This window comes from Streptomyces sp. NPDC001922 (assembly GCF_042891165.1).
Taxonomy (GTDB): Bacteria; Actinomycetota; Actinomycetes; order Streptomycetales; family Streptomycetaceae; genus Streptomyces.
On sequence record NZ_JBIASV010000006.1, the window covers coordinates 16711 to 33612 of the forward strand.

General features: G+C 75.9%; 7 protein-coding genes and 1 pseudogene. 2 read left to right on the forward strand and 6 right to left on the reverse strand.

Features of this window, described 5'->3' with window-relative positions:
• Nucleotides 1-992 precede the first annotated feature (992 nt).
• Both ACFYYR_RS12010 and ACFYYR_RS12015 read left to right on the forward strand, forming a co-directional pair.
• Nucleotides 993-1115: pseudogene (locus tag ACFYYR_RS12010) on the forward strand (SCO5717 family growth-regulating ATPase); the annotation flags it as partial.
• A 465-nt stretch (nucleotides 1116-1580) separates the two neighbouring features.
• The gene (locus ACFYYR_RS12015) at nucleotides 1581-5561 is read left to right on the forward strand and encodes an AAA family ATPase (protein ID WP_388851333.1); all 3981 of its coding nucleotides are present in this window, start codon (nucleotides 1581-1583) and stop codon (nucleotides 5559-5561) included.
• A gap of 163 nt (nucleotides 5562-5724) precedes the next feature.
• On the opposite strand, the gene ACFYYR_RS12020 is transcribed toward ACFYYR_RS12015, so the two are convergent.
• From ACFYYR_RS12020 to infB, 6 genes are all read right to left on the reverse strand, one after another.
• Nucleotides 5725-6690, reverse strand: a complete 966-nt coding sequence (locus ACFYYR_RS12020) for a bifunctional riboflavin kinase/FAD synthetase (protein ID WP_388850412.1) — start codon at nucleotides 6688-6690, stop codon at nucleotides 5725-5727.
• 53 nt (nucleotides 6691-6743) lie between these two features.
• Nucleotides 6744-11504: a trypsin-like peptidase domain-containing protein gene (locus ACFYYR_RS12025; RefSeq protein WP_388850415.1), complete on the reverse strand. Its 4761-nt coding sequence runs from the start codon at nucleotides 11502-11504 to the stop codon at nucleotides 6744-6746.
• 447 nt (nucleotides 11505-11951) lie between these two features.
• Nucleotides 11952-12854 carry a tRNA pseudouridine(55) synthase TruB gene (truB, locus tag ACFYYR_RS12030; RefSeq protein WP_388850418.1) on the reverse strand — a complete coding sequence of 301 codons (903 nt, stop codon included), beginning with the start codon at nucleotides 12852-12854 and terminating at the stop codon, nucleotides 11952-11954.
• Nucleotides 12851-13288, reverse strand: a complete 438-nt coding sequence (rbfA, locus tag ACFYYR_RS12035) for a 30S ribosome-binding factor RbfA (RefSeq protein ID WP_388850421.1) — start codon at nucleotides 13286-13288, stop codon at nucleotides 12851-12853. Before rbfA ends, truB begins: the two co-directional genes overlap by 4 nt.
• Before the next feature lie 55 nt (nucleotides 13289-13343).
• Complete coding sequence (locus ACFYYR_RS12040; RefSeq protein ID WP_388850424.1) at nucleotides 13344-13637, reverse strand: DUF503 domain-containing protein; 294 nt, start codon at nucleotides 13635-13637, stop codon at nucleotides 13344-13346.
• A gap of 147 nt (nucleotides 13638-13784) precedes the next feature.
• Nucleotides 13785-16877 carry a translation initiation factor IF-2 gene (infB, locus tag ACFYYR_RS12045; RefSeq protein WP_388850427.1) on the reverse strand — a complete coding sequence of 1031 codons (3093 nt, stop codon included), beginning with the start codon at nucleotides 16875-16877 and terminating at the stop codon, nucleotides 13785-13787.
• Between the last annotated feature and the right edge of the window lie 25 nt (nucleotides 16878-16902).

The following is a 16902-nucleotide window of genomic DNA, read 5'->3' on the forward strand; positions in this document are numbered from 1 at the left end:
GCTGCGGCTGCGGCTGCGGCTGCGGCTGCGGCTGCGGCTGCGGCTGCGGCTGCGGCTGCGGCTGCGGCTGCGGCTGCGGCTGCGGCTGCGGCTGCGGGAACGTTCCGGGCGGTGTGCGGACACGGTGTACGGGAGTCGGGGCTCGCGTGGATCCGGCGTCGGCCGTGCTCCCGGGGCGGCGCACCGTCAGGGCGGAACTCCGCCCGTGACGACGCAGTGTGGAACGGATCCCGGCCGTCGCGGGTACGCCCTCGCGACGGCGCTCGGGTACGCGCACGCGCCGCACGCGTGCTGCCGTGATGCCATACGCCCCGTTACCCCCGTCGCCCGACCGCACGGCGAGGACTGCCCCCGGCCGTGGATGTCGGACCGTCTCCTTACTATGCCGGTAGAAACAAGACGCGTTACAGGGGGATCGGGTTCCCTCTGTGCCGCGGACGCCACGGCGGAACGCGCAGGGGACGAACGCGGGTCCGGACGGGGGACCTCGGCCGCGTAGTGCGGGCGACGCGGGGGAACGAACAGGAGGCGAACGGGGGACGGCGAGCGGACGGGCGCGCGGGCACGATGTGCGCGGCGCAGCGACGCGCCGCCGGGACTGCGACGAGACGCGGACGGGACTTCGACGACGGGGGCAAACCGGGCGCATGCCGAGGCAGTCGGAGGTGGGACGGACCCATGACCAGCCGCACCTCGTGGACATGAAGGGATTTGTCCATGCGAGTTGCTCCTCCGTCGCGGCACACCGGCCGTTCGGTGCACGACGTGACGTACGGGACAGCGCCCCGCGGTGGGACGGCCCTGCCCGATCGGCGCTCGTGGTGATTAGGCTTGGGTCCGGGCGCGGTGGCAGAACCTCACGACAGGGCAGCCGCGTCACAACGGGGGAAAGGTCAAGCGGCCGGACAGATCGATACGGCCGCCCCCCCTGCCGCGTTCCAGCGAACAGGCGAACAGGCGAACAGGGTTGAAAGACCACACCAGGAGGCATTGTGAGCAGCGATCGGGACGAGATCCGCGCGGGCGGAGGGACCCCCGGCGAGGATCGGTCCGACGCGGAGCCTGAGAACACGGGCGAGTTCACCATCGACTACACCCCGCCTGCCTGGTACACGCAGAACTCCTCGTCGGGGAGCGGTGCGAGTCGGGCGGAAACGGAATCCGGAGAGGACGACGGCGGGCAGTCCGCCGGCACCGGATCCTCCGCTTCCACACCCGCCACCCCGTCGTCGTCGAGCGACCCGGCTGCGATTCCCGGGATACCGGCGAGCAGCGGCTTCCGGACGACGTGGACGCCGCCGACGCCGCCGGCCTCGCAGACGCCTGGCGCACCGCCGGCACAGACCCCGCCGGCTGCACAGACCCCGCCGGCCGACGCGGCACCGCCCGCGCCGCGGGACGCACAGACGCCGCCTCCGCCGGCCCCGCAGTTCCCCGCTCCGCAGTTCCCGGTCCCGAACTTCCCTGCTCCGCGCTCCGAGGCGGCTCCCGTCACGGAGCAGCCCGCCACGCCGCAGGCCGGCGGAGAGGCGTCCGCGGGAGCCGGGGCCGCGACGGGTGCGAGTGCCGGGGCAGGCGCCGTGCCGCCTCCGGTACTGCCCACCTTCACCGCTCCCGCCGCCTCCGCGGCCGAGGACGCCGGCCGGGACGAGAACCCGGACGAGGGCCGTGCGGCGCGCGACCGTCAGGACGGAGGCGCCTCTTCGGCGGAGGACCGCGGCGAGGGCTCCGAGGTGTCGGTGCCGTCGGCCGGGCCGGCGCTGTCCGAGCCGGAAGCGGAATCCGTGGCAACGGCGGCCTCGGAGGAGCCCGGAGCGCTGCTCGCGAAGCAGGGCGACGACGCGGAGCCGGCTCCGGGGACCGATGCCGCCGATGCCGATTCTTCCGGCGCTTCCGAGTCTTCCGGCGGCTTCGATGACGCCGAGGGCGCGGACGACTCCACGGACGACACCGCCGCTGGTCCGGCGGAAGGTGGCTCCCGCACCGACGGCACGGAGAGCACGGACGGGTCGGACGGCGATGTTCCGCCGGCCCTCGGCGTGCCGCTCGCCGCGCCGGAGGAGACAGCCGAGGAGGCGGACGCGGAGACGGACGCGGAGACGGACGCGGACTCCGCTGCCGAACCGGTCGGCGAGGAGCACCTCTCCGACGCCCCCGGCACGTCCGACGCTGCGGACACCTCGGCGCGGGACGACCACGCTGCCGACGGCGGTGCCGCCGGTGACGGTGACGCCTCCGGTTCCGGCGGCGCGGCGCCGGACGGCCCGACCTCCGGCGTCCCGGCCTCGGACACTTCGGCCTCGGACGCTTCGGCCTCGGACGCTTCGGCCTCGGACGCTTCGGCCTCGGGCGGGTCAGCCTCGAACGGGGCGGCCTCGGACCGCGCGGCCTTCGACGGCGGTGACCTGGAGAGCGGGTCCACGATGCGCATCTCGGCGGCCGCGCTCCGTCGCCACGCCGAAGAAGTCGAAGCCCAGAAGGCGAAGGCACAGCAGGAGGACGCGGGCTCCCGTCCCGCGGAGCCCACCGATGCCGCTCCGGCCTGGACGCCGCCCCCCGTCCCCGAGAAGCCGACGGCGTGGACCCCGCCGCCGGTGCCGGAGCAGGCGACGCGCTGGTCGCCGCCGCCGGTGCCCGAGCAGACCACTCCCTGGACCCCTCCGCCGGTCCCGGAGCAGTCCACGCCGCCGCAGCCTCCGGCGCCCGAGCAGACCCCCGCGCCGACGGCGTGGACCCCGCCGCCGGTGCCGCAGGACCAACTGCCGCCGCTGCCGCCGTCCTTCCGGCCCGCCGCCGGGGACGACCAGCCGTCGGCCCCGCATGCTGCTCCCACCCCCGCCGCGCCCACCGACGGGAAGCCCCCGGTGCCGCCGGTGCCGCCCACTCCCGGCCCGGCGACCGGTACGGACACGACCGACGCCGGCGCGGACGCAGCCGCGCCCGCGCCGGACACGAACGGTGGCCCGGCGACCGGTCCCCAGGCCTTCGGTCCCCAGGCGCCCGGCCCTCAGGCCGCCGGTCCGCAGGCCGGTGGTCTTCCGGCAGGCGGCGCCGGTTACGGCTATCCGCAGCCGGACACGGCGTGGACGCCTCCCGGCAGCGGTCCGGGCGCCGGCCAGGGCGCAGGTCCCGCCGGTGCGGTGCCCCAGCAGGGTGGCTACGGCTACCCCCGCCCCGGTGGCCCGACCGTGCCGCCCCAGGCACCCGCTCCGGGGCCCGACGCTCCGGGCCCGGCCGCCGACGGCGCTGCTCCCCAGGGCCCGGTTCCGCACGCCCCGCTGACCGACGGCCCGGCCGGCACCGTGCCGCCCGTCGGCACCGGCCAGGCGGGCGCCCCGGCTCCCCAGGTGCCCGAGCAGCGGACCGAGCCGCCGCAGCCGTACCCCTCGCCCCAGACCGGACAGCAGCCTCAGCCGGGGCAGCAGCCTCAGCCCGGGCAGGGTCCGCAGGCCGGGCAGCCCCAACCGGGGCAGCCGCTGCCGCCCGTCGCCCCCGGGCCGGTCGCTCCTGGCCCGCAGGCGGCCCCCGGTCCGCAGGCGGAGGGGCCCGGCGACGCGGGTCCGGCCATGCCGCCGGCCGCGCCGCAGCCGCCCGCGCCGTCGTTCCCGCAGTCCGGTTACGGGTATCCCCCGGCCGCGGGCCAGGGTGCGCCCGTGACCCCGCCGAACGCCGAGGGCGCACCGCAGCCGTACCCGGCGCAGGGCGGGCAGGCACCCCAGCAGCCGTACCCGGGGCAGGGCGGGCAGCCCCCGCAGGAGCCGCAGGCGGCCCCCGCGGACCCCCGGACCGGCGGCTGGCCCAGCCCGGACCAGAGCTCCGGCCAGGGCGCGCCGCTCGGCTACACCGCCGCGGTGGAGCTGTCGTCGGACCGGCTGCTGCGCAACACCAAGCAGAAGCCCAAGAGCAAGAACACCGGCCCCTCCTCGCGATTCAAGATCGGCGGCAAGGCGGCCGAGGCCGAGCGTCAGCGCAAGCTGGAGCTGATCCGGACGCCGGTGCTCTCCTGCTACCGGATCGCGGTGATCAGCCTCAAGGGCGGCGTCGGCAAGACCACGACGACCACCGCGCTGGGCGCCACGCTGGCGACGGAGCGTCAGGACAAGATCCTGGCGATCGACGCCAACCCGGACGCCGGCACGCTCGGCCGCCGGGTGCGCCGCGAGACCGGTGCGACCATCCGCGACCTGGTGCAGGCGATCCCGTACCTGAACAGCTACATGGACATCCGCCGGTTCACCTCGCAGGCGCCCTCCGGTCTGGAGATCATCGCCAACGACGTGGACCCCGCGGTCTCCACGACGTTCAACGACGAGGACTACCGCCGCGCGATCGACGTGCTCGGCAAGCAGTACCCGGTCATCCTCACCGACTCGGGCACCGGCCTGCTCTACAGCGCGATGCGCGGAGTACTCGACCTCGCCGACCAGTTGATCATCATCTCGACACCGTCCGTGGACGGTGCGAGCAGTGCGAGCACCACCCTGGACTGGCTCTCGGCGCACGGCTACGCCGACTTGGTGCAGCGCAGCCTCACCGTCATCTCCGGGGTGCGCGAGACCGGCAAGATGATCAAGGTCGACGACATCGTGTCGCACTTCCGGACGCGCTGCCGCGGGGTGATCGTGGTGCCGTTCGACGAGCATCTGGCGGCGGGTGCGGAGGTCGACCTCGACATGATGCGGCCGAAGACCCGTGAGGCGTACTTCAATCTGTCCGCGATGGTCGCCGAGGACTTCATCCGCGCCCAGCAGCAGCAGGGGCTGTGGACCGCGGACGGCAACCCGCCGCCGCACCTGGCCCCGCCGATGCCGAACCAGCAGCAGTACGCACCCCCGCAGCAGGGCCACCCGCAGCAGGGCGGGCAGGGGTACGCGCCGCCGGCCCCGCAGGGATATCCGCAGCCCCCGCAGGCGGCCCAGCCGTATCCCTACGGGCAGCAGCCCGCACAGCCCCCGGTCGACCCGCAGACGGGGCACCCGCTGCCTGCGGACCCGGCCGGTCAGCGAGGCCCGCAGCAGCCGCCGGCGCAGCAGGCCGCGGCGCCCGGCCCGCCCGGTCAGCCGTACCCGGGCGGTCCGGTGCAGGCGGCCCAGCCCGGCACCCCGGCGCAGCCGGGCCACCCGGCCCCGCCGCAGCAGCCCGGTCAGCAGCCCTTCCCCGGCCAGGTGCCGCAGCCCGGTCAGCCGGGGCAGCCGGGGTGGCCCATGCCCCCGGGGCAGCCCGGCGCCGCGGCGCCCGGGCAGCCCGCGCCGGGCCAGGCGCCTCCCGGGTGGCCGCAGCAGCCCCAGCCGGGACAGCCCCCGCAGGCCGCGGGGACCGGGTACGGCTTCCCGCCGCCGGGACAGCCCGGACAGCCGCCGCAGCCCGGTTCCGGGTACGGCTTCCCGCCGCCGGCCGCACCGCAGCAGCCCGGCGGACAGCCCTACCCGGCGCCGGGCGGACAGCCCGCGCAGCCGGGACACCCGCCGCAGCCCGAACAGCCGGCTCCGGAGGGCACACAGCCCCCGCAGCCCGGCACCGGATACGGCTTCCCGCCGCCGGCCCCGCCGCAGCAGCAGTAGGAGCAGCGGCGCCGCCCCTGGCGGGACATGGGGCGGCGCCGGATGACAGGAAACGGGAGGGCCCGAGCGGATGCGCTCGGGCCCTCCCGTTGTCGTTCGTCGCCCTTCCGGACAGCAGCAAGCGGCCTCGGCCGCTCAGCGTGCGGCGAGCGGCCTCGGCCGCTCAGCGTGCGGCGCGCGCCGCCTCGTGGGCGGCGACCAGCTCCCGCGAGCGCTTGACGTCGTCGGCGATGCCGTCCAGCAGCGCCTCGATGGAGGCGAACTTCTCCTGCCCGCGCAGGTAGGCGAGGAAGTCCACGGCCACGTGCAGCCCGTACAGATCCAGGCCGACCCGGTCGATCGCGTACGCCTCGACGGTCCGCTCGGTGCCGTCGAACTGCGGGTTCGTGCCGACCGAGATCGCGGCGGGCATCGCCTCGCCGGCGACCTCCAGCCATCCCGCGTAGACGCCGTCGGCCGGGATCGCGGTGTGCGGCAGCGTCTCCACGTTGGCCGTCGGGTAGCCGAGTTCCCGGCCGCGCTGCGCGCCGCGCACCACGACGCCCTCGACGCGGTGCGGACGCCCGAGGATCTCCATGGCCCCGGTCATGTCGCCCTCGGCGACCAGCCGGCGCGTCAGGGTCGAGGAGAACGGCTCCCCGCCGCCCGCCTCCCCGCGCACGTAGAGGTCGACCACCTCGACCTCGTAGTCGTAGGTGCCGCCGAGCTCGGTCAGCAGCGCGACATTGCCCGCCGCCTTGTGGCCGAAGCGGAAGTTGGGGCCCTCGACGACGGCCCGGGCGTGCAACTTGTCGACCAGGACCTTCACCACGAAGTCGGCCGGCGAGAGCTTCGAGAACTCCTGGGTGAACGGCAGGATGAGCACGGCGTCCACGCCCAGTTCGGCCATCAGCTCGGCCCGCCGGTGGTGCGGGGCGAGCAGCGGCGGGTGGCTGCCGGGGCGCACGACCTCGCTGGGGTGCGGATCGAAGGTGACGACCACCGACGGGACGCCCAGCTCACGCGCGCGGGCGACGGCACGCCCGATGATCAGCTGGTGTCCGCGGTGCACACCGTCATAGGAACCGATGGTGACGACGCTGCGTCCCCAGCCCTCGGGGATGTCCTCCAAGCCACGCCAGCGCTGCACTGTGACCGCTCCTCGCCCGAACCTGTGTACGTGATGCCTACCGTTACGCAGGTCTAAGACTGCCATGCCGGGTGCCTGGGGCCTGCATCGGCATCGGACGGCGGGGCTCCGGGCACGGCTGGAACCATGCGGTCCGCCGGGTCCGCGTCCGCCGTCGGCTCCGCTGCCGTCTTGAGCAGGCGGCGGGCCGCGGGACCCACCACGGCCGTCCACTCCCCGGGGGCTCCCACCAGCCACTCCCGTACCCGCCGGCCGAAGCCCGCCCGCTGCCGGGTCAGCTCGACCAACCGCCGGTCGAAGGCGGCGGCGCCCTCCGGCGTCCGTGCCATCAGCAGCCCGGTCCGGCGCACCAGTTCGCGGGTCGCCTCCTCGGCCCGCAGCTCCGCACCGTCCGCCAACGCCGCCAGCAGAGCGACGAGTACGGCGCAGTCCGGGTCCCGCGCCGTGTTCCCCTCGTGCTCCAGCAGCGCGTCCAGCAGTTCCCGGCGCAGGGGCTCCGCGGTCCGGCTCCCGGGGGCGGCCAGCGCGGGCACCAGCGCGCTGCGCACCTGTGGGGGCTGCTCCGCCAACAGGTCGGTGAGCAGGGACAGGAGCACCTCCCGGGCCGCGGGGCCGTGCTCGGTCAGGCGCGCCAGGAAGGCGGCCGCGTGCCGCGCCCCTTCCGGCCGGGCCGCCACGTAGGCGCGCACCAGGGCGGCCGCGCGCCGGTGGAGGGCCGGCCCGGTCGGGTCCGCCAGGGCGAGCAGCACCTCGGCCGCGGTCTCTCCCGGCTCGTTCAGCCGCGCACGGAAGGCGTCGAGCACCGGCTCGGGGTGGGTGGCGAGCGCGGGTGCCAATGCGCTCGGCGGCAGCTGCGGATCGCCGGTGACGAACCGCGCCAGGGCCTGCGGAAGGTGGCGCGACCGGGTCTCGGGGTCCCCGACCAGCAGCGCGAGGGCCGCACCGTGGTGGAGGGCGGCGTCCGGGCGGATGAGCAGGGCGAGCGCGGCGTGCCGCAGCAGGGCGCGGTCGGCGTCCCGGTCCGTGTGCCGGGCCGCGGCCGGGCCGAACGCCGCGGCGGCCGCGTGCCACTCGGCCCGGCCGGCCCGTGCCCAGCGGTGCACCGCGCGGCAGACCGCGGACGGCTCGTCCTCGGCGAGCGCGGCGAGCAACTCCTCGGCGCGCGGGTGCCCGGCCGCGACCAGCGCGTCGGTGAGCCCGTCGGTCTCCCGCCGCCGGTGCGTGTGGAGCAGCGCCTGCGCGGCCGTGGCGACGGTGGGGCGGGGGGCGGTCCCGGCCTCCGGAGCGCCGGCTCCGGTGCCGGGCGCCGTCCGCAGTGGGCGGTCGTCGTCGAACCAGCGGCACAGCACGGGCTGCGCCCCCGCCGGGTCGTCGCGCAGCTGCGCGCTCACGACGTCCAGGAACCGCGCCTGACGGGGCCCCGGGCCGCCCGCCGGCGCGTCGGCGGGGAGCAGCGGCCGCAGCAGGCCGAGCCGGGTCTCCGTGTCGAGCGCGAGGGAGGCCCAGAAGGACGGGCCGAACGCGTCGAGCCCGGTGCCGCCGAAACCGCCGGCCAGGAGCGAACGATGGGCGATGTGCTCGGCGAGGGAGTGCAGCAGAGCCCGGTACGGCCGGGCGTCGGGGAGCCGCCGCACCGTCTCTGCCAGCAGTCGGCAGGCCCACCAGAAGGCGTGGTCCGCGCCCGGGACGGACCGCGGGCGCCGCCCCGCGGCACCTACGGCCTGCGGAACGCCGACGGTCACCCCCGGGGCGCCGGCCGCTCGGCCTCGCCGGACGGGCTCGGAGGCAGGGGCCTGTGCCGGAATCCACTGCTCGGCCGCGGCTGATGTCCCGAAGCCCCGGTCGCCGGCCTGCGGGCCCGGCGGAACGGTGCCCTGCCGCCCGGGGCGGGGGCCGCGTGCCTCGCCCGACTGCTGGCCGGGGAGCAGCCCGGACGGAACGGTGCCGGGGAGCGGCACCGGACCGGGACCGCCGGGAGCCTCGGCGTCCCACGGCGGACGCTGGTGGCCCACGCGCCCTCCCGAGCCGGGCGAGCCCGGGCCGAGCCCCCGCGAGCCGAGCGTCGATGAGCCGGCTGCCCCTGGGCCGGGTCCCGGGCCGGGCGTCCCCGGGCCGGTCGGCTGCGCGGCGCCCGGCCGCTCCCCGGGCCCCCGCCCCTCCACCGGCTCCGGGCTCACGGCGTCCGCCGAGGCCGGGGTCCGCTGCGCCCAGGGCCCGGGCACGGTCGCCAGGGCCTGCAACGCCGCGGCCAACTCCCGGAGGCGGGCGTCCAGTCGGGCCGGTCCCGACTGCTGTTCGAGGAGGAGCAGCGCCTGGACGACGGGGCCGATCCGGTGGCGCGGCACGGGCAGCGGGACAGCCGGACGCCGCGGTTCCGCCCCGTGCACCGACTCCTTCCGGAAGGTGCCGTTCCCCAGCAGCTTCGCGTACCCGGTCTCCCGGTGCCCGTCGGCTTCCCCGGCACCGCCGCCCTCCCCGTACGGACCACGGCGCGGCTGCGGAGGCCCGTCCCCGTACGCACCGCGGCCCGGGTGCGGACACTCGTCCCCGTACAGGCCCTCGTCCCCGCGCAGGCCCTCGTCCCCCTCGTCCCCGCGCAGGCCCTCGTCCCGGTACGCCCCGTGGGCGGCGGCTCCGCCGTGCTCACCCGGCCGGCCCGGTTCGCCCAGGTCACGGGGGCGGGTGTGCTCCTCCGCCGACGTCGTCCGCCGCGGCCGCCGGCCGAAGCGCCGCCGGCCACGCGTCCGGGGCTCCGGCTCCGTGCCCCCGCAGGGCCCGTCGCCGTCCGCCCGTCCGGGCTCCTCTCCCGCCCCGGCGGCGTCCCCTCCGAGGCCGGGTGCGTCGCACCAGCGGTGCACCAGGGCGTGCAGGGCCGGGTCCAGGTCCAGATGGTGGGCCTGCAGCCAGTCCGCGAACTCCTCGTGGGCGAAGCGGTATCCGGCCCCCGCCGGGACCAGGAGCCCCGCGCCGAGCACCGCGGCGGCCCAGCCGGTCCGGGAAGGGAAGACCTCTTCGAACGCCGCCGCGTCCAGCTCCCCCTGCCCCGGCCCGAGGCAGCGCCGCGCCGCGTCGTGCACCTGTCCGGCCACCCGCGCCGCCAGGCGGCGCACGGCCGCTCCGCGCAGCGGCGGGTCCTCGACGCCGGCGAGCCGGGCGGCGATGCGCAGACACATCAGGTCGAGATGGGCGGCGAAGACGTCCGCCCGGGTCAGCCGGGTACCGGCCGGCGCTTCCCGCCCCGGCGCACCGTCGTCCTCACCGGTGACCGGGCCGGTCCCGGAGGATCCGTTCGCCGAGGCGGCGCCACCGGCCGCCTCCTCGCCGCGCCACGCCTCGCGCACCTCCGCGTAGAGCCGCAGCGTCAGCGGATGCGCCGCGTCCCGCTCCGCGAGCACGCCCTCGGGGATGCCGTACCGCGCACGCGCCAGCCGCGCCGCGTCCGGGGGAAGGTCTCCGAGCCGTACGCAGCCGGGCGGACCGGGGGGCGCCGGTACGGGCTGTGCGGCGCGGTCGGGCGGACCGGGCCGGTGGAGCGCGTGCTCGGGGAAGAGCGCCCACAGGTGTTCCCAGTACTCCGGCCGGCAGGCCACGACCAGCCGGGTCCCGGTGGCGCGCAGCCATTCCGCGGTCTCCTCGCACCAGGCGCGCAGCCGGGGTTCCGGCAGGGGCGGCATCTCCTCGGGCCCGTCGAGGACGACCAGCAACGGGCGCCCGGCCTCCCGCGCGACGCCCGCGACCCGGTCCGGGTCGACGGTCTCGCCCCGGGCGCCCCACAGCGCACCCGCGTCCGGCACGACCGCCCCGAAGGGGCCCGCTCCGGCCATGCCCGCCCCGGCAGCGTCCGGCGTGCCGCCGCCGGCCGCCGTGAGCAGCGCCCGCCGCACCGCGTCCGCGACGCTGCCGTCGTGGGGGCGCAGGTCCGCGCCGCGCAGCCGGACCGTGGGCGCCGGGGCCGCGCCCCGGGCACGCCGCTCCGCGAGCGCCCCGAGCTCCGTGCTGCGCCCCTCCCCCGGGCCGCCGACGAGGGCCAGCACCCGCGCCTGGGGCGAGCCGAGAAACGCCGCGAACTCCGCGGCCGGCTCCGGGCGTTCCACCGGGGGCCGGCCCCCGTCACCGGCCGGGGACGCGGGGTGGGAAGCGGCGGTCAGCTCCAGCACCGCCGCGAGGTTGAGGTCCCGTCCGTACGCGGGCACGGTGGCCCCGTTGCGCGCCAGCAGCGCGGCGAGCGGGCCGTCCGGTGCCGCCGCTGCCGCGGCGCGCAGCGGCACGGCGAACGCCGCCGCCCGGTGCCCGGCGTGCAGGGCGGTTCCCAGAACGGCCACGACGGTGCCGGTCGCGGCGTCCAGCACCGGGCCGCCGGTGGCCCGGGCGCCGAGCCGGAGACCACCCGCGCCCGCGCCGTCGAAGGTCAGTTCCAGGGCCTGGCCGAGGCGGTGGAAGCGGTCGGTGGCCGTGTAGGTCACCCCGCTGGTCACGGTGTCGGCACGGGCGTCGGTCCACTCCCGGGCCCGGAGCCGTACCCGTGCGCCGGAGAACGCCGTACGGGCCGCGACCGGCAGTGGCGGCACCGGCAGCCCCTCGGTCCGGACGAGCGCCAGGCCGGTCTCGGGCAGTGCGGTGATGGCGTCGGCCTCGGCCAGCCGGACCTGCCCGTCGGGCGTGTGCAGCACCAGCCGCACCAGGCCGTCGACGGTTTCATGGCTGGTGAGCAGGGTGCCCCGGTCGTCGGCGAGGAAGCCGGTGCCGCGGGGCCGTCCGGCCAGGTCGCAGACCCGGATCAGTGCAGCGTCCACCTCGGCCGTGCGCACCGTCATCCGACGAACCTCCCGATCGGGCCCGGGCACGCCGCGGTGAAGCCTGATGTCACCGACCCGGATCCACAGTCCGGTCGCCGACCGTAGCGGTTGGTGATCAACAAGAGCGTTCGCGAAGCGAACGCGCCCCCTTCCGCGCCGGTTCTTCACTCCGAGCGCCTGCCCATTGGGGTGACGAGGGCCACCGGAGTGGACAGACACTCCGGGGAGGGGCGTGGAGCGGGGAACGCGTTCGGGGTTCGCCGTCCTCCGCTGCACGTCGGCGGGCACAGCGCCGAGCGCTGTGCCCGCCGAGCCGTGGTTCGTCGAGCCGCGGTTCATCGAGCGCCGCCGGAGAGCGGTGGCCGGCGAGGCCCTGTCCCGCGGTATCCCACCGGGCGGACGCCGCCGGGTGCCGGTCGGGATCTACCGGACGGGACCTACCGCACCGGACCCGCCGGTCGGGACCTAGCCGAAGACGGCCAGGCTCTTGGCCTTGCCCGCCGCATCCTCCACCAGGGCGAGGAGCCGCCCGTCCGGCCCGAAGACCGCGGTCGGCCCGGAGGCGTCCAGGCCCGGCGCGGCCAGCCGGACGCCGTTGGACAGCAGGCGCGCCTGCTTCTCGTCCACGTCCCAGCGCGGGAAGGCCGCCGCCGCGGCCTCCGCTATCGGCAGCACCGTGAGGGACTCCTGGTGCTCGTCGAGCGTCCGTGCCCGGTCCAGGCCGTACGGGCCGACCCGGGTCCGGCGCAGGGCGGTCAGATGGCCGCCGACGCCGAGCCCGGCCCCCAGGTCGCGGGCGAGCGCCCGGATGTAGGTGCCGGAGGAGCAGACGACCGAGACCAGCAGGTCGAGGACGGCGGTCCCGTCCTCCGCGGTCTCCTCCCGCACGTCGTACACCACGAACGACGACACCGTCACCGGCCGGGCCGCGAGCTCGAACTCCTCGCCCTCCCGGACCCGGGAGTAGGACCGCTTGCCGTCGACCTTGATGGCGCTGACCTTGGACGGCACCTGCATGATGGCGCCGGTCAGCCGGGCGATCCCGGCGTCGATGTCCGCGCGGGACACCCCGGAGGCGTCGGCGGAGGCCGTGATCTCGCCCTCCGCGTCGTCGGTGACCGTGGTCTGCCCGAGGCGGACGGTCCCGACGTACTCCTTCTCGGTCAGCGCCAGGTGGCCGAGCAGCTTGGTCGCCTTCTCGACGCCGAGGACCAGCACACCCGTCGCCATCGGATCGAGCGTTCCGGCGTGGCCGACCCGCCGGGTCCCGGCCATCCCGCGCATCTTGGCCACGACGTCGTGCGAGGTGAAACCGGCCGGCTTGTCGACGATGACCAGGCCGTCCGGTCCCGTGCTTCGGCGCTTCATTCGGCGGCTTCGTCCTCTTCCGGCTTGCGGTACGGGTCCGCCTCACCGGCGTAGGACGCGCCGGTGGACGCCTCCCGGACCTCGGCGTCCTTCGCCCGCGCCCGGTCGAGCAGGTCGTCGATGGTGCGGGCGTTGTCCGGCAGGGCGTCCGGCACGAACGCCAGGGTCGGGGTGAAGCGCACCCCGGTCTGCCGGCCCACCTCGGACCGCAGAATGCCCTTGGCGCTCTCCAGGGCGGCCGCCGAGGCGGCGCGCTCCTCGTCGTCGCCGTAGACCGTGTAGAAGACCGTCGCCTCCCGCAGGTCGCCGGTCACCCGGGCGTCCGTGATCGTCACGAACCCCAGCCGCGGATCCTTGATACGCCGATCCAGGGTCTCCGCGACCACGACCTGGATGCGGTCGGCCAGCTTGCGGGCCCGCGCGTTGTCGGTCACCGGTCCGTCTCCTTCTTCTCTTCCCTCATGTTGATGCTCGCGGCGCGGACGCCGGTCACGCGTCGTCGCCGTGGAACCGCCGCCGCACGGACAGCAGCTCCACCTCGGGCCGTGCGGCGACCATGCGCTCGCAGCGGTCCAGTACGTCCGTGAGATGCCCCGGGTCCCCGGAGACCACCGCGAGACCGATCTCGGCTCTGCGGTACAGGTCCTGCTCGCCCACCTCCGCCACGCTCACCGCGTACTTGCGGTGCAGTTCGGCGACGATCGGGCGGACGACGGAGCGTTTCTCCTTCAGCGACCGTACGTCGCCGAGGAGCAGGTCAAAGGACAGTGTCCCTACATACATGCAGTCCGGGTCAAGCCACCCGTGGGGCCTCGTCCAGTACCATCCCGCCGGCGGTCCGGCCGGGACACAAGAACGGTACACGCAACGGCCGGGGCCGATCGACGGAAATTACCTCCGCCGACCGGCCCCGGGCCGTTCTGCCTGCGATCAGCCGCGCGGCTTCTCGCGCATCTCGTACGTCGCGATGACGTCGTCGATCTTGATGTCGTTGTAGCTGCCGAGGTTGATACCGCCCTCGTAGCCCTCACGAATCTCGGTGACGTCGTCCTTGAAGCGACGCAGGCCCTCGATGTTGAGGTTCTCCGCGACGACCTTGCCGTCCCGGATGAGACGGGCCTTGGTGTTGCGCTTGACCTCGCCGGAGCGGATGAGGACACCCGCGATGTTGCCGAGCTTGGAGGAGCGGAAGATCTCGCGGATCTCCGCCGTGCCGAGCTCGACCTCTTCGTACTCCGGCTTGAGCATGCCCTTGAGGGCCGCCTCGATCTCCTCGATCGCCTGGTAGATGACCGAGTAGTAGCGGACGTCGACGCCCTCGCGCTCGGCCATCTGCGTCGCCCGGCCCTCGGCCCGGACGTTGAAGCCGATCACGATCGCGTCGGAGCCGGACGCCAGGTTGATGTCGGACTCCGTGACCGCACCGACGCCGCGGTGCAGCACCCGGATGTCGACCTCTTCGCCGACGTCGAGCTGGAGCAGCGAGGACTCGAGAGCCTCCACCGAACCGGACGCGTCGCCCTTGATGATGAGGTTGAGCTGCTGCACCTCGCCGGCCTTGAGCACCTTGTCGAGGTCCTCGAGGGACACCCGGCGGGTGCGCTTGGCGAAGGCGGCGTTGCGCTCGCGCGCAGCGCGCTTCTCGGCGATCTGGCGGGCCGTGCGGTCCTCGTCGACGACGAGGAAGTTGTCGCCGGCGCCCGGGACGTTGGTGAGACCCAGGACCAGGACGGGGGTCGACGGACCCGCTTCCTCCACGTTGTTGCCGTTGTCGTCGAGCATCGCCCGGACGCGGCCGTACGCGTCGCCGGCGACCATCGTGTCGCCGACCCGCAGGGTGCCGCGCTGGACGAGCACGGTGGCCACGGCGCCGCGGCCGCGGTCGAGGTGGGCCTCGATCGCGATGCCCTGCGCGTCCTGCTCCGGGTTGGCCCGGAGGTCGAGCGCGGCGTCCGCGGTGAGGACCACGGCCTCCAGCAGGCTGTCGATGTTCTCGCCCTGGCGGGCGGAGATGTCGACGAACATGGTGTCGCCGCCGTACTCCTCGGCCACCAGGCCGTACTCGGTCAGCTGACCGCGCACCTTCGTCGGGTCCGCGCCCTCGACGTCGATCTTGTTGACCGCGACCACGATCGGCACGTCGGCCGCCTTGGCGTGGTTCAGCGCCTCGATCGTCTGGGGCATGACGCCGTCGTTGGCCGCCACCACGAGGATCGCGATGTCGGTCGACTTGGCGCCTCGGGCACGCATGGCGGTGAACGCCTCGTGACCCGGGGTGTCGATGAAGGTGATGCGACGCTCTTCACCGTTGACCTCGGTGCCCACCTGGTAGGCACCGATGTGCTGGGTGATGCCGCCGGCCTCGCCCGCGATGACGTTCGTCTTGCGGATCGCGTCCAGCAGTCGCGTCTTACCGTGGTCGACGTGACCCATGACGGTCACCACCGGCGGACGCGGGGCGAGCATCTCCTCGCCGCCCTCGTTCTCCCCGAAGTCGATGTCGAAGGACTCGAGAAGCTCGCGGTCCTCCTCCTCCGGGCTGACGATCTCGACGGTGTAGTTCATCTCGCCGGCGAGCAGGTGCAGCGTCTCGTCGGAGACCGACTGGGTCGCCGTGACCATCTCGCCGAGGTTGAGCATGACGGCGACGAGCGACGCCGGGTTCGCGTTGATCTTCTCCGCGAAGTCGGTGAGCGACGCACCGCGCGACAGCCGGACGGTCTGTCCGTTGCCGCGAGGCAGCATCACGCCGCCTACCGACGGGGCCTCCATGGCCTCGTACTCCTGGCGCCTCTGGCGCTTGGACTTGCGGCCACGACGCGCCGGTCCGCCGGGACGGCCGAACGCACCCTGGGTGCCACCGCGGCCACCGGGGCCGCCGGGACGCCCGCCGAAGCCGGGACGGCCACCGCCGCCGCCGAAGCCACCGCCGGGACGGCCGCCGAAGCCACCGCCGCCGCCACCCGGACGACCGCCGCCGCCGGGACCCGCGGGACGACCCGCGAAGCCGCCGCCGCCCGGACGACCGCCGCCACCGGGACGACCGCCGCCACCGGGGCCACGACCGCCGCCGCCACCGGGGCCCGGACGCGGGCCGGCAGCGGGACGCTGCGGCATCATGCCCGGGTTCGGACGGTTGCCGGGAGCGCCGCCGCCGGGACGGGGACCGCCCTGGCCTGCGCCGCCCTGCGGACGGGGCATGCCGCCCGGGGTCGGACGGGCGCCGCCCTGACCGCCGGGACGCGGGGCACCGCCGGGACCGCCCTGCGGACGCGGGCCGCCGGGGCCGCCCTGGCCGCCGGGACGGGGAGCGCCGCCCGGACGCGGGGCGCCACCGGGGCGGGGCGCCTGCGGGCGCGCCATGCCGGTGCTGCCGCCGGAGGTGAAGGGGTTGTTGCCCGGACGCGGGCCGGTCGGACGGCCGCCACCGGGACGCGGAGCGCCCTGACGGTCGCCGCCGGGACGCGGGGCACCCGGACGGGCGCCGCCGTCGCCACGGCCCTGGCCGCCCTGGCCGGGGGCCTGCGGGCGGGCCGGACGCGGGCCGGGGGTGCCGCCGCCGGGCTTGGGGCCGGACGCCGCCGGGGGCGCGGTGAACTCCGGGGAGGCCGGAGCCGGGGTCGCGGGCTGGGCCGGACCGGGCTTCGGGGCCGGAGGCTTCGGGCCCGGGGTGGGACGCGGACCCGGAGTGGGAGGCGTGGGAGTGCTGCTCTTCGGCGCCTCGGCGGCGGCCGGCTTGGGGCCGGGCGTCGGGGGCTTCGGGGCAGCAGGACGGGCCGTCGCACCCGGAGTGGGCGCGGACGGCTTGGCAGGCGCCGCCTTGCGGGGCGCGGAGGGCTTACCGGCGGCACGGCCGGAGCCGTTGCCCTGCTGGAAAGCGTCAGTCAACTTGCGCACGACCGGCGCCTCGATCGTCGAGGACGCCGAACGTACGAACTCACCGAGTTCTTGGAGCTTGGCCATGACGACCTTGCTCTCAACTCCGAACTCCTTGGCGAGTTCGTATACCCGGACCTTAGCCACTTCGCTCCTTTTAGGTCCGGGTTCC